General features: G+C 37.3%; 14 protein-coding genes. 2 read left to right on the top strand and 12 right to left on the bottom strand.

The window, feature by feature from the left end; translation table 11 throughout:
• Positions 1-73: 73 nt before the first annotated feature.
• The gene (locus tag QQK05_RS02790) at positions 74-955 is read right to left on the bottom strand and encodes a hypothetical protein (protein ID WP_284295865.1); all 882 of its coding nucleotides are present in this window, start codon (positions 953-955) and stop codon (positions 74-76) included.
• Positions 956-1,472: 517 nt separating this feature from the next.
• Between QQK05_RS02790 and QQK05_RS02785 the strand changes: the two genes are divergently transcribed.
• Positions 1,473-1,784 carry a hypothetical protein gene (locus QQK05_RS02785; protein ID WP_284295864.1) on the top strand — a complete coding sequence of 104 codons (312 nt, stop codon included), beginning with the start codon at positions 1,473-1,475 and terminating at the stop codon, positions 1,782-1,784.
• A 1-nt stretch (position 1,785) separates the two neighbouring features.
• On the opposite strand, the gene QQK05_RS02780 is transcribed toward QQK05_RS02785, so the two are convergent.
• From QQK05_RS02780 to QQK05_RS02750, 7 genes are read right to left on the bottom strand one after another with little or no spacing between them, the layout of a single operon-like run.
• Entirely contained in the window at positions 1,786-3,234 is a 1,449-nt protein-coding gene (locus QQK05_RS02780; RefSeq protein WP_284295863.1) for a hypothetical protein, read from the bottom strand.
• 2 nt (positions 3,235-3,236) lie between these two features.
• The gene (locus tag QQK05_RS02775) at positions 3,237-8,123 is read right to left on the bottom strand and encodes an AAA domain-containing protein (protein ID WP_284295862.1); all 4,887 of its coding nucleotides are present in this window, start codon (positions 8,121-8,123) and stop codon (positions 3,237-3,239) included.
• 49 nt (positions 8,124-8,172) lie between these two features.
• Positions 8,173-8,592, bottom strand: a complete 420-nt coding sequence (locus QQK05_RS02770) for a hypothetical protein (protein WP_284295861.1) — start codon at positions 8,590-8,592, stop codon at positions 8,173-8,175.
• 12 nt (positions 8,593-8,604) lie between these two features.
• Positions 8,605-9,864, bottom strand: a complete 1,260-nt coding sequence (locus QQK05_RS02765) for a GIY-YIG nuclease family protein (RefSeq protein ID WP_284295860.1) — start codon at positions 9,862-9,864, stop codon at positions 8,605-8,607.
• On the bottom strand, positions 9,864-11,792 hold the full coding sequence (locus tag QQK05_RS02760; protein ID WP_284295859.1) for a DEAD/DEAH box helicase: 1,929 nt from the start codon (positions 11,790-11,792) through the stop codon (positions 9,864-9,866). Before QQK05_RS02760 ends, QQK05_RS02765 begins: the two co-directional genes overlap by 1 nt.
• On the bottom strand, positions 11,785-14,511 hold the full coding sequence (locus QQK05_RS02755) for a class I SAM-dependent DNA methyltransferase (RefSeq protein ID WP_284295858.1): 2,727 nt from the start codon (positions 14,509-14,511) through the stop codon (positions 11,785-11,787). Before QQK05_RS02755 ends, QQK05_RS02760 begins: the two co-directional genes overlap by 8 nt.
• A gap of 17 nt (positions 14,512-14,528) precedes the next feature.
• Complete coding sequence (locus QQK05_RS02750) at positions 14,529-15,401, bottom strand: WYL domain-containing protein (protein ID WP_322790553.1); 873 nt, start codon at positions 15,399-15,401, stop codon at positions 14,529-14,531.
• A gap of 164 nt (positions 15,402-15,565) precedes the next feature.
• Between QQK05_RS02750 and QQK05_RS02745 the strand changes: the two genes are divergently transcribed.
• Positions 15,566-17,326, top strand: a complete 1,761-nt coding sequence (locus QQK05_RS02745) for a TniQ family protein (protein WP_284295855.1) — start codon at positions 15,566-15,568, stop codon at positions 17,324-17,326.
• Between the two features lie 6 nt (positions 17,327-17,332).
• Here the strand turns inward: QQK05_RS02745 and QQK05_RS02740 are convergent, their stop codons facing one another.
• Genes QQK05_RS02740 through QQK05_RS02725 form a run of 4 tightly spaced genes read right to left on the bottom strand, consistent with a single transcriptional unit; the run spans position 17,333 to position 22,049 of the window.
• Entirely contained in the window at positions 17,333-18,427 is a 1,095-nt protein-coding gene (locus tag QQK05_RS02740; protein ID WP_284295854.1) for a TniQ family protein, read from the bottom strand.
• Positions 18,408-19,418 carry a TniB family NTP-binding protein gene (locus QQK05_RS02735; RefSeq protein WP_284295853.1) on the bottom strand — a complete coding sequence of 337 codons (1,011 nt, stop codon included), beginning with the start codon at positions 19,416-19,418 and terminating at the stop codon, positions 18,408-18,410. The genes QQK05_RS02740 and QQK05_RS02735 overlap by 20 nt, the downstream gene beginning before the upstream one ends.
• On the bottom strand, positions 19,418-21,403 hold the full coding sequence (locus tag QQK05_RS02730) for a Mu transposase C-terminal domain-containing protein (RefSeq protein ID WP_284295852.1): 1,986 nt from the start codon (positions 21,401-21,403) through the stop codon (positions 19,418-19,420). Before QQK05_RS02730 ends, QQK05_RS02735 begins: the two co-directional genes overlap by 1 nt.
• Complete coding sequence (locus QQK05_RS02725; RefSeq protein WP_284295851.1) at positions 21,393-22,049, bottom strand: TnsA endonuclease N-terminal domain-containing protein; 657 nt, start codon at positions 22,047-22,049, stop codon at positions 21,393-21,395. The genes QQK05_RS02730 and QQK05_RS02725 overlap by 11 nt, the downstream gene beginning before the upstream one ends.
• Positions 22,050-22,156: the final 107 nt, after the last annotated feature.

Here is a 22,156-nt window from a genome sequence, read left to right as displayed (position 1 = left end):
ACTAATAGGCGCTTTTTATGTTAATTGTAAAAGTATGAAAAATCGTGTTATTTTTTGTATTTACGGCAAGTTATTACTGTTGTTGTGCAAGTTCTTTGAATAGACGTTCAAGACGCTCCCATTCTGAAGGATCGACATAGCGAGTGTGAGCTAAGATGAATTCAGGTGAAAGGTATAGGCGTTTGAGTGCCTCATTTACATCAGCTAAAAAGGCCATCATCGCTGATGATTTGCTACACGAGAGGTGGCCAAAAATATAGTCCGGGCTTCCTTTAACTTGCATCGTTATCATTTGGGCGGCAACCCCCAACTTATCTTTTTCTCTTTTAACAACAGCGGGGAATTCTAGGAAATACTGAATACGTTTATTAATTAACATCTCTAATTTAGAGTCGACGTCAATTTCGCCCGTCTTTTGATAAACGTTAATGGGATTTAATTTCGATATTTGTTGATCAAAAAATGCTCCATATGAACGTCCTTTGGTCGTACCGAGAATATGTGAAGGGAAAAGCTGAAAAAGCTCATAGATCGAACTGAGCTTCCTGTCAGCTAAATAAGCATTTAGTTCAGACGAGGTAAGTGCATAAACTTTGAGATCTGGATAACTGTTTATCGGCAAACTAAACAAACTATAAGCGAGTCGTTCTTTGTTTTTTATTCGATTGACGACACAAACGTTACTTTCGCTCTTTATTCGTCGCTCTATACGGGCCAAAGAAACCAATTCAAGTGAGATATCATAATCAGGTAGCGAATTAATTAGTAACTTATTGGTATCATTCGCAATATTAAATGGGCCATCTTGATTGAAAACCTCAAAATCTTGTAGATCTGGCGTCAACCATATGACTTTTGTTTTTGATTCATTTGCGAGCGCACTAAACCCGACGGCCATCAAAATGACTAGCAACCATACGTGAAAGGAAGAGCACCTTTGCGCATCATTTTGCATAATTAATAGCGTCCACTCGACATGCCACCTACCTATGTTCGATTCATTTAATCAAATAAGATAAAACGGTTAATTAATATTAAGGTTAGCTAGGAATGCAGAAATTAGCCATTAGATGCTGAGACTAATGAGGAACGCTCGCTCAATGACTAGTCTTGAGCGAGCAAAATACTTATAGGCAATAAAGCATAAGGTGACAATTTAATCTTAGCTCTATCCCGCATTCTATATGGGTTCATATATTTTCATATTTTTTCTGTTATAGCCATAAATTTGCAACCATAGCAAATAATAAAGCATATAATGACAACTTCTAAAATAAAAATCACTTAGCCTAGCTCAGTTGTACCATTGATCAATGTTAGGCATGAATATCAGCTAGTAAAATTTACTCATTATAATCCACGCACAATCAAGTACATGGAAATTAGTCAAGTTTACTTCCATGATTTGAACTATGTTTTTAATTTGATAAATCCTACTATTTAATTAATCCTTACTTAGTGGGAAGCAATTCATGAACACAATAGTCTGCAATTGGCAAATCGTCACCATTCTTGATGAAAACGATCAATCAGTCGGTGACGTTCTTTTTTGCACATGTATTGAAGATAGTCGCAATCGCTTCCAGCCGGGTGACTATATCTGTACTTCACGTATCACCCACATCAATACTGATACGTATCTGGTAAAAACTGTCACAGGTAGTCTCTATCAAGTCCTAGACGAAGGTAAGCGAAGTACAATAGAGCTTCGTTATTTACCTTTACTTAGACAGGGTTTCAGTCCAGAGCAAATTATTGCGCTAAATTTACTGCAATGCCATTAGACTAACTATTTCCTAACATTTTCTGAATTCTTGAGTATAAAACTGTTTTATCATCTTCTACTTCAAACCTTTCAAAGTAGTTATTTACATTAGCTGGACTATCAAAAAACTCGATTAAGTACTTTTCGATACTTTCTATTCGTTTGTGGTCTGTTGTAACAAAACCAATAGGTAAACTAAGTGGGTAGTGATTTTCAATTAAGAAATGAAAAGTGCAGGCGACCAATACCCCCGGAATTAGGAAAATCTCAATCTGCCCATTTCCAATATGCTTATTTAATCCTTGGAAGTGACATTTAGTAATTCCATAAAGATCTTTCAGCCTGAAGGTATCTTGCTTGCTTTGAACATTGACAGCTAAAACTGTTCCAACGGGTCTTTTTCTGTCATCTAACCTCTGCTCAATAGATTGTATAAAAGACTCAATTTCGGGACCACGCCCCCATACCTTATCGTTAGGCTCTACAGACCAAAGAGCACCTTTACTTGGTATTTTTGCACCATCGCCTAGTTTGTAGTCTAACAACGATTGAATTAAATCTTGATTCTGAGTCGAATAAATATTCCCAACCAACATTCTTGTTTCTAGTTCAAAAATCCCTTTATTAGATTCATATGCTTTAAGTGCAGAATGAAAATCAAAATTCTCATTTTGATAGAAGTTTAAAATAATCGGATCTTTGGTAAGAGTAATATACTCATCAAGAGATATATTTAGATTTGTTTGCCCAAAACCAGTGGACTCAGTTTGACTACAAATACACGAAAAAAGGGATCTATCATCATCCCAGTCTTCCATCCATTCATCTACATATTTTATTGATGGTGTATGACAGTTTTCTGTTGTTACAGCGTATTTAATTCTTACTGGTAACAACCTGTCATTTCTATTATAGACTTGGTTTATCTTATAAAGCTCGACTGCTTCAGTGTATGTGTCTATACCTTTAGCCTTCTCGATAAATGTATTGAATTGTTGATCAAAAGCAGCTTTAGCCTTTTCTGTTAACTTTTCCATGGCATCCTGAGGGAGAGGTATTTCCATATTGTTAGGAGATACAGATCCTGAAGAGCTTTCAGCAACTAATTTATAAGAAAGTAAATCGAAAGTAACGCTATCAATTTTATCTTCAACCTCGAAAAACCTAGGCTCAGCTTTGCCATTTACTTCCTCAAATCTGTCATATGCATAAGTCGTTAGCTCTACACTTCCATCATCCCACTTGATTAGCCTTTCTTCCTGTAAGCTAGCCAAAACTACCTGTGTTTCATCAGCAGTGAACCCAAAATAACTGGCTATTTTTTCAGGAGTAATTCCCTTCAAAGAATATAGCAGCCGAATAGTAAACTCTTTAACAACAGCTAGTTTTCGCTTCTCACTCACAGCGTAATCAATTACAAAAGAACGACAAGGTAAAGAGTATGTCACTTCATTTATTACAAATTCCATATCTAGCTTTCCTTGTTAACTTTCTTAGCATCCACCAATTGGCATTCGCTATTTTGTTTAATATGGTTTAAAACTCTACCAAAAGCACTTTGGTGATTCCTTTCTGTCCACATATGACCAGCACCTACAATGAATAGTTTTTCTTTTGCTCTAGATAACGCTACATTTGCACGATTCTCTGATGATACAAAACCTTCAGTAAAACGCTTATTATTCCTAACAAGAGAAAGGATAATAATGTCATTTTCTTTTCCTTGGTAGCTATCAACGGTATCGACTTTTAACAGTCTTTTCTCTAGTAAAGTTCTTGCCCACGCTAAACTATTTATTTTTTTGATCATCAGTTTTTGTTGTTCCGCATACATGCAGATAACACCTATTGGAGATTCCTCTTGATTCCCTTTTTCAAACCTATCTTCAATATTGCTGTTGGTAATCAATCTTTGTATTAATCTTATAATTACATCGACTTCGTACTCATTAATAACGCTGTGTTTATTCGCATTAGAGTATTGAGGCTTTTTCTCAGTTGAGTTGTCCCCGGCAGATGATGTATCTAGCCAAGTAACTGCTTTATCTAAGCCTTTAAGGTTTAGGATTAAGTCCTTTGAAGCATTCTTCTTTCCTGTTTCAAGCAAGCCCTCATAGAAGCATTTAGACACTAATTCGCCAATAGGTTTAACCATCCTATATTGAGTTAGAAGAGACTGCCCAATATCTTTGCCGTAAGAGGAGTAGAAGCTTCTTTCAAAGTCACTCTGCTCTAATTCGCTCAATTTTACTTGCGGTAACTTTCGATGAGCTGCTAGTAAGTGCTCTTCTTCGTATGAGGGAGGTAGCTGTTTATGATCTCCAACCAGAAGAACTCTTTTGCCAATTTGCATAGCTATCGCCATTTCACTTGCTGAAGACCTTGCCGCTTCGTCTATAATCACCCAATCATATATATTCTCATTTATGCCGTAGTGATTACGTGCAATCCCTACACAAGTACCACAAACCAACGTTCTCGTTTTCGTAAGAAAGTTTTGAAAATGGGCGTTACGGGATGACATTACTTCCAACCATTCCTTTGAAAGCTCTACTATTTGCTGGAATCGATTTATTGAATCTACTGATGTCACTTCATGCAAGTTGGCGGCTTCATTATAAAAAGCGCTCCTAATATCCCTAGCCGTACTTTTTTCATAGGCTGAATAATTCATCCCTTTTCTTTGAATCCATCCGAGTAACTTATCTAGCAGAGATTTTTCTCTACTTGCTAGTAACTCCGCAGTTTCACTATCTGAATTAATTGCTCCTTTTGTTATTGACGAAATTTTTATCCCAAAGCTAGATTCAAACTCTATTGCTAAATCCACAAATTCATCAGGCAAAGCTAATGAAGAAACAACACCTTTTAATCTTTGTTTAAATTCAGCTCTAAACATTTCTCTATAGTGGTCTTGGAGTGCAATTTCATGAACATCCAATAGCGGAGTAGAAATATTCGGCTCATCCCCTAACCTCACAACAGTCACATCTTTATTTTGCTCAGAAAATAACTTCCTTACCTTTTCAGCAGCATTGTTGACGGCTTCATGAGATTGGCTTACAAGCAGGACTTTAGAAGCTCCTTTGGTGGCTGCAAAATGAATAAACGAACTGATGAAAGACGTTTTCCCTGTGCCGGGAGGGCCTTGTAATAAGCTCACAGGCCCGTATTTATAAAGTTGTTTGAATGCCGCTCTCTGTTGCGGGTTCAAAGAAAACTCTAACTCACCTTCTGGTCCATAAACGTTATATAAATCTAATTCATCATCAGTAGGCTCTTCACTTAGTTCATGAGCTTTAATGTTTTCATTGATATCGAAATAATCTACCAAATTAGGAATTACAGCCCTGTCTTTAAGGATGTTTTCTACAGCTTTTTGCCTTTTAGCCAATGAAGCAGCAGCTAAACTACTCTCAAGTTTCAGTTGATCTCCTATACCAAAACTAACTTTCCTAACATTGCCGATACGCAAAGTATCTCGACCAATTTCCACAAGCCTACCAATTGGAATAACCTTAGTTCCAGTGTCTAACTTTACGTGCACTCTTTCTTGAGTTAAGTCAAATTCAACACCCTGATTTCCTTTAATAAAGCGCACAACTACCTCATTGTTACCTAAAATCTCAGGAGGTCTCGCTATAGACACTTTAGGTAATACTTCATCTTCAGTCTCCACAAGCGCTTGCCAAATTCTTCGACTACTAACTTTTTGAGAAAGCCCTTTCAAAGACAAGGTGTTTCTTTTTGGGGAAGCCTGCGGTTCGGATTCCTTCTTCTTAGATGAAATTTGAGCAAGTTTCTCCTTCACAACATCTGATTCGAAAAGCTCATTCAGTAGTTCGTCAGCGTTCAGTGCAGGACCATCAATCAAAGAAATAACACCTTCTAGCTCAAAGTCGGCCTTCCGTTTATGACTTATAAATTGATGGTGAGTTATTGAATCGCGAGGGTACATCTTTTTAATAGATTTACTATCAGGGTCAAGATGCAAATCTATTTGCTGTTTTACCCCCGAAATAAATAACTTCAAGATAGTATCTTCACTTCTATCATCGACTTTGATGGATATATAGTATTTTCCATCATCGGCTTCGACATTGGTAAAGTTTGGTAGATACCTAGTGGAAATGGTAAAGTTTCTTAGCTGTTTTAAAGGCTTGGGAGATATGATTTCTTCAAAATCATCCACAAACCTAAAGATTTCACCTTCAGAGATTTCCTCCAAGCTCATTAGCTCAGAACAAAATTGTTTTAAATGTAAAAGTGAGAATTTACTTGCTACTTCTTGAACCATTTTTACAATGGCATATCGATCCCTTGCTATATGGGAAATGTTGTCAAAGTTGGATGGTAAATAATTAGTATTATAAGGTTGTTGTGATTCACCTTCGCTTTCATATTCAAACATGTCGATAAAGACAGGGGTTGTATCAGATTCACGTATTACAATATTTTGAGGGTGAATATCGCCATGTATAAACTGTGAACGATGTAAACTAACAAGTGCCTTTAATAGCATTAAACACATGTTCTTAGCCAAACCACTGTCTTGAAGTTCATCTAACCAACTGTCCCAAGTTACCCCTTCAACCCAATCATATGTTACAAAAAGGCTTTGCATACTAGGGTTGTAACCAAATTCTTGAAGACTCAATAAACATTGGAGACTACTATTCTTCAATGAATTAACTCTTTCGAGAAATGTAGCCAACTTCATATTCAAGGATTTATCAGCACTAAACTGACTTACACCATGCCATAAACAAATACCCGTTTTTTTATCTTGTGAAAGCAATAACGCAGATGTTGCAGATTTTTGTTTTATCGGTGAAGGCATATATGCCATGTAAACATTAGTATCACTATAGAATTGCTCTATCTCGGAAGCACTCATTGAGGTGCTCCCGCTGTGCTCTAATAACCTATTCAGTTCGTCCAAAGCGACAGACATATTTGAGAATCGGTTTGTTGCCTCAATATCAAGGCAAGTCTCTAACCAGTTATCTAAGAGACCTTCTTTAAATGGGGTTTTAGGGACGCTCCAGCCGTATGTGCCATCATCTAGTTTTCTGGGCCAGTTACCATAAATTACATAATGTGCAGCAGCACCAGCTAAATAAACATCCCTTGTAAAAGGTGTTCCTGCTTTGTCATCATATAAATCCTCTGGTATTTCGACTCTACCAGATTTCAATATATCTCTGACAGTTTTCACCGATTGTCTATCTGGATCTGGATATGAAGCTGTTAAAAAGTTAGAGAATGTTACTTTGCTCGGTAAAGATAACCATATACTGTGCTTTCCTATATCTCTGTGGGCGACATCTATTTCATGAAGCCGAGCCAAATTACTCACCAAAACTTTAACTATATCAATACGGCCTTCGTCTGTTAGCTTGTCGCCTTGCCGAGCCATAAAATCATCAAGTCGTAATCTATTTCCCGGCCACTTATACAATTCAACAAAATCACTACTAATGTCTTCTTTTGGAGGAATATAGTTTAGCTCTAAGTGAATGTTTTCTAGGCTTTCATCTTGATTATCAATATAGCCAAGAACCTTTGATTCGCGATAACCTATTAATGCTCTTTCTTCAGGTGTTTGAGCTTTTCCTGCTATTGATGGTGCCCAAAAGTCCCATTTCCTCATCAGAGCTTTGTAATTGCTGTCATCTACTTTTTGGGCCAAAAACTCGGAATAAATCTTATCTTGATGATTAAAAAGAGCTTTACCTGTCTGAGCGTAATTGTTCACACTATAAGTTTTGGGTTTAAAATCAACACTATTATTAGCGAAGAAAGTCTTCCAAGTTTTATAATTTTTATTAGGTTGGTTTGATTCATTCTGAATAGCATAACGACCAAAAGGCTTCGGATAATGCTTGCCGTATCTCTTTGTGCAGATGTTGATGAACTCTTCTGTAAAAAATACAAAATCCCTTTCATCTTCGGGAAGGCTACTAATATCAGCGGAGCCACACATTACAACACAGTGGTCAATCCAAGGGCTAAAAACTTTTCCTTTTAGCTTCTTTTCAATTTTGACATTTAAAATTTGCGAAGCTCTGCGGACTTGCTTTAAAGGGTGCTTTCTAGTTTCTTGATGATTTCCCCAATCAACAACCCATTTGTTGTTTTTCGAGAATATCTTCCCTGACCATCGTTTTAACTCAACTACAATAATGCGGTCATGAGTTAAAACTATCAAATCTGTTTCAAAAGAACCTTCTTTTCTATCAAACATCTCCAATGATGAAAAAGCGTACCACTCTTTCGGTAATGCCTTTTCAATTTGGTTCAATGCGGCTCTTTCTGATTCGTGCAGTCCTTCTGGACTAAGGTGATAAATATTCAATTTTACTTCCTTATATCACTTCTACTGCATAAGTTGATTCCTATTGCACTTATGCAACTTCACTTAATGCACCTTCAATATGTAACTTTAATTCATTCAATGATTCGAGATCTTTAGAGGCTGATAACTCGCCTATGTATTCAAATGCTACTTCACTAGGGCATTCTGGACTTGGCACTTCTCTCCATTGAGCACAACCCCAATCAAAATAAATATCATCGTGGCTGTATGCATACGGTTTTTCTAAAGAAGCTAACATTAGCTTCAACATATCCATAGTGCAGTTATTAGCAATCATAGAGCCAACAAATATCAGTTCAGCCTGAGCCTCAGCGCAAGGGTATTGTTCTATATCAGGTTGATGTTGTAGAAAACCTTTTTCATAAAGTTCCACTGCCATAGCCCAATTCAAGTTAATTAACTTGCATAACTCCCCATAAGTATTGAGTTGCAATGTTTCTTGATTCATTTCTCTGACATCCTATTTCAGTTCTATCTGCTTCAATACTTTGTTATAGCGATAGTTAACAATCTGCCCTGTCGCTATTAGTTCCACAGCGGTATTAACCTGTTCGATTGGTACACTAAACCATTCTCTCGGTTTACACATATTCCCACTAAGATCTGCTATTTCGATATCTAAGCAAACGTCTTTAAATACAGTATGAATAAGGTTTTCGAACTTCTGAGTATTCATGTTGTAACACTCATATTCAGCAACAACATTCACTGGAGCCATCAAGTAGGTTGGCTCATTTTTAGCGTTTGCGATTCGCTTAGCGACAGGCGTTGTGGCATAACCAATTTTGAACAAATTAGGAATAGATTTAATACGAGGATCTTCGCTTTCGCTTGATAAAACATAAATGAAACCAGCAGACTGATCATCATCGTTTATTGTCTTAACTTCAGCAAAATGATCACCAACAGGTGTTACAATTTTACCGTCTGCATATAAAGACTTAGCCAAAGAACGGTATAACATGTTTGACTCAGTACCGTTTTCAAAGATACATCGAGTTCGACCATCTTTTCTAAACCGTTTGCCATCTACTGTTTTTTCTTCGCTACTGAAACTAATGCTTTCTAAGTACATCAGCACTCCGCTAAGCACATAGAATTGACCTTCGAGAAGCTTTTCTCCTTTGTCATCAAATTCAACAATTTTGCGTTTGCCAGAGTTTAGCTCTTGCTGAACAACAGGGAACAAACCTTTATACTTATCGAAGTCCTTACAACTCTTCCTGCGAGCAACAAAGTCACTCTCAGCACGAGAGCCTGCCTTAACATGCTTCATATTAAAAATGCTGTCTTCGGCTTCACCAAGCAAGCCAAAATCATCGTCATCGAAGATATCATCTATCGAGTTTATGACTTTTGGTTCAGGCTTATATTGGGCTTTTGGTTCAGCAACCTCAGACACTTCGTGTGTGAGAGGTAACAAATTAAATTCATCAAAATCAACCAAGGCGTGACTCTGTTTGTCATTGCCGCGAATAGACTCAAGCCTTTTGAATAGCATCAGCTCACTGATATTTGCCATATTACTCTCAGGCAGTCGCTTATTAGCCCTGAAGAAATCATTGATTTCTTGGAATTTAGCTACCAAGTGCTCATCTGCTGTCGGTGCTTTCGACTTTGCTTTTACTTTGGTGATCCCTAGTTCATCATCATCAGACACGAAGCTCAGCCAATCATCCAACTCCATTGATTTTAGTTCTTGCCAATCTTCGTTTTTCATTACGCTTGCATCCTTTTGCGTTTTTCCTGCTTAATAAATATCAAGCACTCCGCCAACCGCTTCTCATTAAAATCTGAGGCATTCAAATCCGGCTCTCTGCCATTCTCGTGAACAAATAGCTTAACTTTAGGCCAAAGTAACTTAGCTTCTTCAAAGTCCATTTGAATGCGTGTGGTTTCAATAGATTCTTGTATTAATTTCAGTACATCGGTTGTTACCGACTTTGACAATATTTCGAAAGCTTTTTGGAAAGGGTTTATTTCATCAATTAGATCAATATGAAGGTCATCTATATTGATAAACTTATCCGCCATACGCACAAACTTTTTACCACCTTGCTCTGTAACTTCTGCTGAACTAACTGCCGAATCTACAACCACTTGTTGGCGAACCTCTTCTATTTCAGCTTCCGATAAGTCAGGGTACTTACGCTGAATAATTTTCGGTATCAGTATCTTGTTCACTACTTCAGGATCAACTTTACCAGCAGATGCAGCTATCACTTTGTCATCTTGCAAAATTGCCGCTTTTAAATCTGCTAAGTCAGACTCAATAATGTCTTTTGTGCGCTTGGTGCTTGGTTCTTTGAAACCACCAATTTTCATTGTACCCGGTGGAGTCGGTTCAAAGTCATTATCTTTTTTAGCTTTAAATTTGAAATTAGGCGCAAGTACTTGCTCCATCAATAACGAGCACGTTATTGCCTTAAGCATATTATTAACCGCAACCGTTACCTGTTCATTCTCAGCATCTGGTTGGGCAATTAAATTGGTAAATTGGGCATGCGTTTTATTGGAGCTATCACGAGTACAACGCCCTATAATCTGAATTATTTCAGTTAATGAACTTCTGTAACCAACAGTTAAGGCATGTTCACAATATTCCCAGTCAAACCCTTCTTTTGCCATCCCTAATGCAATGATCACATCCATGTCATCAACGCTTTTGATGTTGCGTAGGTAGTTTTGAATTACATCTCGGTTATTTTCTTCAACAAGGTCTGCAACCTTTATCAAAGTACCGTCTGGTCTTTCTACCGTAATAACTCCCGTTTCAGGGTCTCGTGGCCTTGCATCACCTAACACTTCAAGTATTGCATCAACTTCATCGTACTTTTCTTTAGTTGACTCACCTGAATTCACATTGGGAATGTGGATAATTGTTTTCTTACCGTAGTTTTCTTCAGAATTAAGGACTTCATGAATTACATCGGTATAACGGCCCTGATAGAAGTGATAACCGATACCTAGCGACTTGAGATAATTATAACCATTAAGTTGCTCGTAATAGTTGAACGATACTTTATCAAATTGTGCTTCATCTTCTGGCGTTAATACTGGAATACTATCACCACGGAAATAAGAGCCTGTCATAGCAACTATATGAGCATTGGTATTCGCCATTATACTACGAAGCACATCACCCAATACGTTATCACCATCAGCAGAAACGTGATGGAACTCATCTATCGCTATCAAGCAGTCATTGAATGCACTATCTTCAATTTCTTGGAAAGCAAAGCGTAAAGTAGCATGCGTACAAATAAGGATTTGGTCATCACCAGCGATAAACCGCTTAAACGCTTTAGTTTTGCTAGCTTCTCCACCGGGAGTACAGAGATTATTGTCGTTATCGACTTCCCAATCGCAGAAAAAGCCGTACTTACTTAATTCAGTTGAGTCAAATGAACCGCCAATAGAACGTTCTGGCACAGCCACAATAGCTTTTTTAATGCCTTGGTTTTGCAACTTGTCTAATGCTAAAAACATTAGTGCCCTTGACTTACCAGAAGCAGGAGGTGCTTTTAACAATAAGTACTGGCTATTGCGTGCTTCAAAAGCACGGGACTGCATAGCACGCATACCCATATTATTAGTGTTAGAACTAGCACCGCTTTGTGCATATTCAAAGTGCATTAAATTAGGCATTTTGACCTCCTGTCATATTTTTATAAAGTTTAAATAAAATAGATAACCTTTCAGAATCCGTTTTCAAATTTTCCGAGGTGTAGATTTTTTCTACCAAAGCATCATTCTTTTTATGAACAGCCAATAGTTCGCTAGGCATTTTATCTGGGTCATACAACTCAGTTAATGTCTGACTGGGGAATTGTTCTCTAACACTCAAGATTTCAATAGCCATTTCATTGAGCATTTCAATTTGACTATCTGTTAAAACAGGTACAGGGAAATTGTTGTAGCTTAGCTTTACAGAATACCTAAAACCAGTTCTTAATCGTCCACTGGTAGTAGAAAACCAAACATAATGCAATTTAGAAGACAGTAAACTAACCAAATATGGTGCTGCATCGTATATAGCAAAAGCCGCTTCATTAATAACACTTGTATTCCCATCAATAAAACCGACTGGGACGTACACTCGCCTTTCTGTAGTAGTTCGAGGAAAAATTATAGCTTGAGTGTTTTTATGTGTCCTGTAGCAAAACCTATGCGGAGTATCCGCTACTTTTTTTGCGTCTCTCCCTGCGGTTCTTCGGTAATTTTTACATGATTCCAGTCTTTTACTAATAAACTCAAATCTAGATGCTTCATTTACTTTTTCATCATCTATCCATAAGCAATATCTTTCTTTGCCAGACAAAAAATCAGTTGCACCAATATAACGTTTATAAAACGGCTTGCTATCTGGATGCATTTTCATTTGCTCTAAATATTCATTTTTTTCAACAACTAAGTGCTTTCCGTCTATAGCATTACTTCCCATACACATTATAGGAATAGGCGATATTGGCTTGCCTCTAGGCGATACAGTTTCTTGAGAACCTTCAATTAGATACGGACTTATTGAAGACACCAAATATGAGTATTGATCTGTATAAATTTCTTTTTGACGAGAATCTGCATTACCGACACCTACAATGATACAGGTAACACCAGCAAGGTCTTTCGCACTATTACTCCAAGTAAAAGGCTGGTAACAGAACTGGATTTCTACGTTTTCCGAATATATTTTCGGCCACAAGAGAGATACTTGCTCGCCTTGACATATAGATTTTGTGGAAACAAAAGCAAACCTTGCATTTATATTTTTTATATATTGTGACGCTTTTAAGAACCAACATCCGATATAATCGACTAAGAGAGCTTTTCCCAGACCTGATTCAACCATATCACGCTTGTTTTCATCAGATAATTTTTTACCGCCAAGATAAGGGGGGTTCCCTAGAATATAGATCTCTCCTTGTTTTGGACAACAATCACTCCAATCCATTAAACATGCATTTCCTTGAAATATATTGCCACTTTTACTCAATGGGAGTGGTGGTTCACAGTCACCAAATTCGGCTTTAAACTCAACATTCATCTGATGTTGAGCCAACCACAATGACAATATTGCAACCTCATGCGCAAAATCATCTAACTCTATGCCATAAAATTGGGACAAATTTATTCTAGAAAACGATGACTCCAGCCCAACCTCACCAAACAGGTCATCTTGGTTTTCGTTTTCCTCTAATTCTTGAAGACGCTTGATAATTTCCATTTCAAGCTTTCTCAATTCTTTAAAAGCTATTATTAGGAAATTACCTGAACCACAAGCAGGATCGAAAAGCTTAATTTCAGATATTCTGTCGTGCAATTTACGTAGTCGACTTGGCTTTAATTTTGTACCTATATTTAACTCAATGTTTTCCAGCTCTGCGTATAACCCGTCCAAGAAAAGCGGCTCAATCACCTTCATAATGTTGGTAACAGAGGTGTAGTGCATTCCCATACCGCCACGCTGGTCAGGGTGTACTACTGCTTGGATCATCGAACCAAAAATATCTGGATTTATATCAGACCAATCTAATTCGCTGCCCGACTCAATCAGCATTTTACGAGACTTAGTTGAAAACCTTGGCGATTTGATGTTATCGGCAAATAATCCACCATTAACAAACTCAAAGCTCGCTAAGTAGTCAGGTAAATCAGCTCGTTTGTCTTTAGGCGTATTTAATACTTCAAACAAACGATTTAAATACTCTGCAACATCAGAGCCATCAACTTTGGTATGGGACTCCAATTCACCACTAAACTGATTTTGTTTAAAAATGCCAGTGTCTTCAGCAAAGAAACAGAATAACAAACGAGTTAAAAATACGTTTAAGTTGTGGAGCGCTTGAGTGTCATCCTTATTTTCGTCAGTGAAATTGTCAGCCTTGATAAGGTCAAACAGCTTCGCCATTTTCTCAGCAGCTTTCACGTCAGCGGGGTTTTCACCTTGATAAACTGCCTTTTCCATCCCCGCCCACGGCAAGAAAAAATCGAAATGCTTACCTAAGTCGTTAAACTCAATATCAAGGGTGTCGTTGGTACGAGTATCTATGGCAACAAACTGATTAAAATCGGTAGCAATGACAAAACGTATTTTCTCACGAGCTACAGAAGGCTGTTTCTTCATGCTATCTATATCTGATAACACGCTATTCCCTTGGCAATGTTTGAAATAGATATGTCGCTTAGCTCTTACTTCTCCCTCTACATCAGCTAAGTTACGTTCACCTGATTTGATGCGCCCGATTGTCGTTTTGCGATGACCATAAGCCGCCATCAGTTGATAAATAAACTCGTCCTTGTTAACGCTATCTGCGTTAACATCAACAACTAACTTCTTAACAATTTCTTCTATTTGAGTAATGTTCATTTAATATTCCGTTATTCTTATAACTTGTATCCGGGAGCAATAGCCATACTATCAATCCCTTGTAATTCTTTTATATTGGCAAGCCAAAGGTGAAGCTCATTGCCAATTAATGACGCGTCTAACGAACAATCAACGTTCCACTGCCGCATTAAGTAGCCTATAAGCGCCTCTCGAACCTCTAAATGTAAAATGCCACCCGACATACCAAAATCTAATTCGATAGCTTTAGAATGCTTTACAGATGGATGTACGACTAATTCGATATTGATAATGTTGTGCCACTGTTTGTCATATTCACCTGCTTGCATAGTAGCGATTGGCTTTTGAATTTCAGTTACGTTTTGTAATCGCGTACAAACGAAATCACGAAACTCTTCTGATTTTTTATCATAGGCTCGAACATGCCAACGCTGACCGTTATTAGCTATTGCGTGAGGGATGATCTCACGAGAACTTTCACCTGAACTTAATGAAATATAATCGCACGAGATAGCGTGGCGGTTGTTGATCGCACGCATTAACGTGGCAATAACATCTGAGTCTGGATGAATTAACCGAGTCGCATCAATGCACTTTTCTGATGGACTAATACCTTGCGATAAGCCATCACCAAAACCACGGCAAAGACTTCCGAGTATCGCTTCTGGGTTATGCTCAAAAACGGGCTTGAATTCTTCAGTACGGTAATACTGTTTTGTCTCATGTTTTAGCGTCATGTTATTTGGCGCTAATTCTTTGTAAAGCGTTAGGTCACGTGAACAAGACGCTAATCCCGTTTTAAAGTGATTAACAAGATCAGCCCTCGCCAATTGCCCAATAAACTGTAGGCAAAAGTCGATAAATGCTAGTCGCTCTCTCTGTGCGTAGTTAAGTTCTGCGAGTTCCGTCACTGTCACTTTTAATTATTTTTATGTTTATTAATTATCACATTAATACCAATTCAAATAACTTGCAATCAAAATAGTAATATCATTTAGATATTATCATTTTGATTTGATCTATCGTAATTTACTGCTTAACTGAAAAGTAACTTCATTAAAACAAGCTCAACACCATGTTACTTATTCGCCCCTACCCAAAAGCCACCGACACTTTGCCCAATTATCTACTCCGCTTAACTGCGGCAAATGGTTACAAGAACGCAATGCAGCTATTACGTGATGAGCGTTGCTTGTTAAGCAACAACAGACTGCCGGGTAAGAAAACCTTTTTTGGGGACTTTGATTTAGACAGAGTTGCAATGCTGGCTAATATTGAGACTATCCAATTGAGAGAGTTAATCTTCACGCATACATTTAGCACACGGTGTTTAGGGTTTGAGCAAGAATTTTTGACTAAGACAATTAACTTTTCTAATGTTCGAATATGTCCTTATTGCTATCAGGAACAACAATCTATTCCGTTCAGCAATAGCTTGTTGGCAAAAACGTTTTGTTGCAAGCATGGGACCCCGCTAATAGATATGCACCCCGATACTGGCAGGAAGCTAACGTGGGCCACACATTATTTGTGGCGTGATGCTCCAACATGGATACCTCAAATACACCCGATTGATATTGGCGAAGCTGAATTAGCAATAAATGAACAATTAGAAAAGCTTACACGCAGTAGTTTGGTTATAGCTGACAAAGTATTAGATCTTGCTGAGTACTGTGACTTATTAGAGTTTTTTGCTCGGTTTCATCAAGTAGCATTTGGGTCAAGCTTCACGACAAAATATGAACTCAACTCCAGCCATAATTTCTATGCTCCGGCCCACTGGTACATAGCAGAATGGCCTGAAAGATATTTTGAATTACTAAATTACTTTGAGTCCCATCCAATGGCATCATCAAGGATAACCGGGGTTCGTAAATGCTTTAGGGATCTCTATGATGATTTATACAGACCTGAGAATAAACGCTCAACAGCTTACAAGCTGCTTAAATCAGGGTTTGAACAGTACCTGAAAGAACATTATTCAAATGGTTTGTTGATGTCATCACTGTCAATTGTTAGTGATGAAGTAAAAACTGAGTCTAATTACATCAGCAAAGAACAAGTCGCTAAAATTCTAGGATGCCGCGTATCGAGAGTTAACCTGTATGTCCGGGAAGGGCTGTTATCAGTGAGTAAAACATTAGCCAATGGCACTGACTTATTTAAGCGTACTAACATTCTTGATTTCAAAAATAAGTTAACTAATTGTCTCTCACTTGAGCAGTGCGCAGCCTATTTATCAATAAGTATTTACCATGCCAGACAATTATTTAGGGCAGGTATTATTCAGGCATTGTTGCACCCTACAGAGTCAAATAGAGATTGGCTTATTGAGCGATCTGAAGCAGACAAATTAGTAACACAACTCATCGCTAGTGCTTGTAAAAATGTTAGGGGTAATCGACATGCTGTTAAACGCTACACGTTTTCAAAGGTAAATTTCGCTAACCTGATAAAATCTATGCTGTCAGGTGAAATAGAGTACAGCTATAAACCTGATAAGAAAAAGCCTAATTCGCTCATGCAGTTTATACCTAATTTGGACGATACTGATGAGCCAAGCCAACTATTTGTTAGCCCCTCTGAAGCCATTAAGCTTTTAAATACCAATAAAAATGCGATCTACGATTTTATAAAGCTTGGATATTTGAAGGCTGAAAAGATCAACGTAAAGCGCACGCCTAGACCTGTAAAAATGATTTCAAAAGCTAGCATTGCTAATTTTAAATCGCATTACTTGCTTCGTGACCAGCTAAATTCACCAATAGCTAATTACAAGAAGTTATCAGGGCCTAACATTGATGGATGTTGCGTAAATCTATTTTCAAAGTTATAAATCTGATTATCGTGGTAATTCAAATGTGGCCGAGTGTTTCGAATATTCCGACATCACCAAATTCAGATCTCGAATCAAGACGGCAAAAGGTCCTTGGCTTTTTTCTTCCAGATTAGGACTATACTCTTTAACAAAATTTCTTAAATTATTCGCATCGATAGAGAGTAGTTTTTCAAGCCAATTCAATCCTATAGCCCAGTCAGCTAAATCTTTGGGTTCTTCAATCAATAATTTGACTAGTGTTGCTCTGTATAGATGGCCTTGATGAGACATAATCAATTTAAAAATAGGGTTGATTAATGAAGATACCCCTTTCCCACCTCTGGCTCGATACGAACACAGTGCTTCGTACATCAATTGACCAAGCGCATCATTCTTAACAATGCTTTGGATTTCTTTTTGTTCAGTGTAGAGCGAGTAGATATCAAGTGTTCGCCTGTGATTTATATACTTATCTCTATTCAGCACTTCCTTTAATAAATATGAACAAATTTGATAATGAACATAGATCTGCTCTACTTCATTAGATATTAATTCCCTAAATCGGCTTGTGTTCATTTCCTCTGCTGCGCATACGCTATGCAGTTTTTTATCAAACATTCCTGAATTTAACTCTGCCGATTTATTGTGTTCAATTTCTAATCCGCACTCCATGCAATGTCCATATGCAATAGAATCTTCATTAAATCTTGTATTGCAATTGCCGCACGAATCAATAAGAAGCAATTGATGTTCATCGCATATCAAATAGTTTTTCAACCACCAGTAAGGCGGCAAAACTTTTTCATTTGTATAACACTTTGGACAAATCTTGATACGAGAATAATCAAATAGATGTTTGAAATAAAATCCACATTCCCACACATCAACCAAGTTGCGAGCATTATTATCCGCTATATTTGATATTAAAAACTGAATATCAGTTCTATCCTCAGGTTTAAAGGAACGATGAGGTTTAGAATTTGCGGTAATACCCGAAGAAAAAGCTTTATATTTATACCCGTTTTCCCTTGCTAATCTAATCAAATAACTTTGAAACGACTCTTTAGGAATAGCTCTTGGTCTTATTAATAATCTGCTATTAACTTTTTGATAAGACACTACCTAAACTCTCTTCGCTTGAAACTTGTTTGTATGTCCAGTTTGGGTTTCTTGAAAACGGCTTATGATATTGTGTTTCGGCTATAACATGCACTACTTCAAAGTCATTTAAAGAAATATCAAGATTTAAAGGATTGTCGTTATCTGCAAGCTTCAATCTCTTTTTTATCGCTTTGAATAAATGAGCATGAGTTACAGTTTTGGACCCATCTTTTACCGCTGCTTTTGCTGCTGGCCTTATAATTCTTTTCATCAATCGACCTAAGTTACCGCCAGCGGCACACATTAACCTGAGACCTAAATCAGGCTCTGACAAATTAGCTCTTTCATCAAATGGTAGCTGTTTATCTACTTCTTTAAGAAAATCTAACCATTCATTGGCGGTTTCGGTATCATATTCTTCAATATGATGAATTAAAGGAAATCTGCTTATTAAAGCTGGGTTTGCTTGGATAACTTGCTGAGAATAGGGCATACCGAACAAACATACGGGTCTGCGTGTCAAATTAATTAATGTCTTTATCCATTCAGATGTATTCCAAATAATCTTATCAGTGCCGTTTTCAATAGCATTTTGAAACTCATCTATAAATATTGCTTCTACTTTTGCGCCATTGCATTGAATTACAAACCTATCAGTTAGTTCACCGCGAGTCCCTCCTTTACCTTCCAACCAGTCGCCCAAATCTCTAAGCATATGGCCGGGAGCACCTTTTGGGGACTTATCATCAAGTAAGGTCGATGCAAGAATTGGCACTATGTCCCCTTCATCTTGCTCAACTCTTGGATACTTCGATAAATAATGATCGAAAATTGTTGTTTTACCCATGCCGCTTTGACCAGTAATAAGAATACTGTCAGGTTGTTTTGAATAACCGACTATTTTGGCTGTTTCCATTACTTCATCGATATCAGCCATGATCTCTTTGATTATAGGAGTTTCAACGAAAATGTTTTCTATCTGTTCAATCTTGTCTGCAATACTTGTCACTATTCTGATTCCTCATTTCCAGCTCTATTTTTTTCTAGAGCCTTAGCAAGATCTCCAAGCCCACTACTAGTTTTTTTAGCGGCTCCATCAGTGGTTGAATTCTTAGGCTGAGCAGCTTCAATTTTTGCTTTTTGCTCTTCTGATACAACTGAAGTGTTGCCTCCACCTTCGATATTTCGATATCTTGAGAGCCTTTTTGCTGCCGAGATTTTCATCTTACGATTTAAAACTATTTCGCGCTCGATGATCTCTTCTATTCTCTGTCTAGCTTGCGCTAATGAAAGCTCATCAATATTCTGGCTAATTAATCGTTTTCGATATTTTTTAATTATGTCGTGCTGATGTAGTGTTAAGTTCTCAGTATATTCTTGATCAACTGCGGGGACATCGAAAAACTCTTTATTTACCGGGTGCCATACTTTTATCTTACTGATATTTTCTCGATTGGTTTTGATTTGTAGATCTTTGGTAAAACCATTTTTTCTCAACAGCGTTAATTCATTGTTGGAGTACCAAAGGTCAAACTTTCTTATCCCCTTCTCACGATTAGTGCGAGTATCATTTTCAGAGAAGATTATTTCTAATCTTTCTGGTGAAACTGGGTCAGTATCAACATTAACTTCATCTTCTAGCCAAGCCATATTAGGGATAACTTCATCTTCGCCTTCACCTTTGGGAGTACATTGATAAATATCTACTAACCAACAGTAAAAAATATCCATGAATGTAGACATTGATATAACAGCGTTTTCTTGTGGATTGTAATCATTAGTGTCAAACAAATCCGAAAAAACCTTGCCCGGTTTATCATCCAATAAAGTCTGATTTAAAGTTTTGAAATATGATTCTATTGCCCCCTTATACCAAGGCTTCTTTACTGGATTCTTGAGCAAAGTAGTTCCGATATCTAACAGCGATTCTTCTAATGCTTCACTCATAAGATCTTTACCAACATCAGTAGCAAGATAGTTGAACACCCCTCGACAATACCACTTCCCCTTTACGCTATCGTATTGTTCAATAAGCTCTGTTTTATCTGAAATAGCATTTTTTACGGCTTTTGATACGCTCAAATAGCTTGGCGGTTCAAAACCAATATATATGCCTAATATACTCCGTGAGCGTCTATCAAGAACGGCAGTAACTGTTGGTCTACCTAACGGTAAACGCAAATACTCATCAATAATAAACAGGTCGAGTACAGTGTGATCAATCTCAGCCCGATCTAAAATTTTGGTTATCCGTTCTGCTTTATTCTGTGTTTTAAACAGTACATCAGCTTTTTGCTTACCTATTTGCGCGACTAATTTTTCATAGGGTGCAACTCGTTTTGCTCTAGGTATAAATGCTTGATAAGAGATAATAGGGATATGTTCTTCAGGCGGCCTAGTTGAGTTATAAATAATAATTGCATCTTTAAATTTGGTGTGGGCAGTACGAAATGAAATTCTTTCACTCTTATTCAGTTTAAGCAGTGCCTCTGTTATATATTCATCTGTTTTTTCTGGAACTCTTGATTCGCTATTTCCCTTTTGTTCATTTTGAGGGATAAGTCCTCTCATACCCATAACTTTATGTCGTTTAATCCAGCGTTCCAAAGTTCTCCATGTCGTAGGTTTAACAGCAAACTCATCAACAACTTCTTTTATGACTGGATCTAGCCATTTTGCAGTATATTTTGAAATCTTTTTCTCTTTAACTTTGTTAACGAATTTCCATCGATACAACGCTACTTTTTTGAGGCTTTCTGGGTAGCTTGAAAAGTCACGAGCGCTATCACCAGATACTCGCTCAATCTTTTCGTCTGAGTTAACAACCTTTGCTTCCCCTCTAAAAATAAGGTTTGAAAGCTCAGAATAAGATAGCTCAACTTCTACTGACGAAAAGCTATCCTTAATTTCGATGCTCGATCCTTCAATGGAAATCACTTCATACTGCCGTTTATCTTTAACAACAAAGTCACCTACATTTAATTTAAATGCCATTATCGATCTCCAAGAACATATTCCATGACAAAGGCTGCGTTTTGATATCAGTCTTCAACTTATAATTCGCGATCAGGCAATAAAAATCACCAATAGAAGCACTCAATTCATGCTTATCTATAAACTCATATGCTGAAATCTTTTTATTAATTTCTAATAAGGGAGTAATTTGCTTTAACAACTCTGTATTAATGCATCGATTTTTCTTTGCTTTGAACAAAGCTTTTAAATTTGAAAAGTAAGGCTCAGAACGAATTTCAGTATCTAAAACCATATCAAGAGGTTTTCCCAAAACTATTGCCTGTTCCTGTAATCTAGGAAATAAAGCCTCTAGCTCTGGATCAATATATTTCTCTTCCTTGATTTCACGATAACGAATTGAGTTATCCTTGTACCATATTTGAAAATCAGGGGTATAACTAGGTCTTCTACCTGAAGGCGTCTCACCAACGTAGTAGTAGCCTAAAGGTTGGCACTCATATTTTACTACGTTGCGATCATATTCGAGGTGGTAACAATAGTCAGCTTCGAGCTTACCATCTGTCAAAACGGGGATAATATCAGATTTAGTAGACGCAAACTTACCTACAGTGGTTGCTTTATGTTTACTTAAATCTCTTCTTTTTGAAACATATAAATCTGACATACACCCTCCACTATAATGTGTAAGGTATAAGTCAGATTCATTATTATGTCAATTTATGATTTATTTTTGTCAGGTTTTACTTGTCAGTTGTCAACTTATGCTTTACG

The organism is Thalassotalea loyana (assembly GCF_030161435.1).
GTDB lineage: Bacteria > Pseudomonadota > Gammaproteobacteria > Enterobacterales > Alteromonadaceae > Thalassotalea_G > Thalassotalea_G loyana.
Note: the sequence above shows the minus strand (reverse complement) of the source record. Positions and strands in the feature narration are given on the sequence as shown.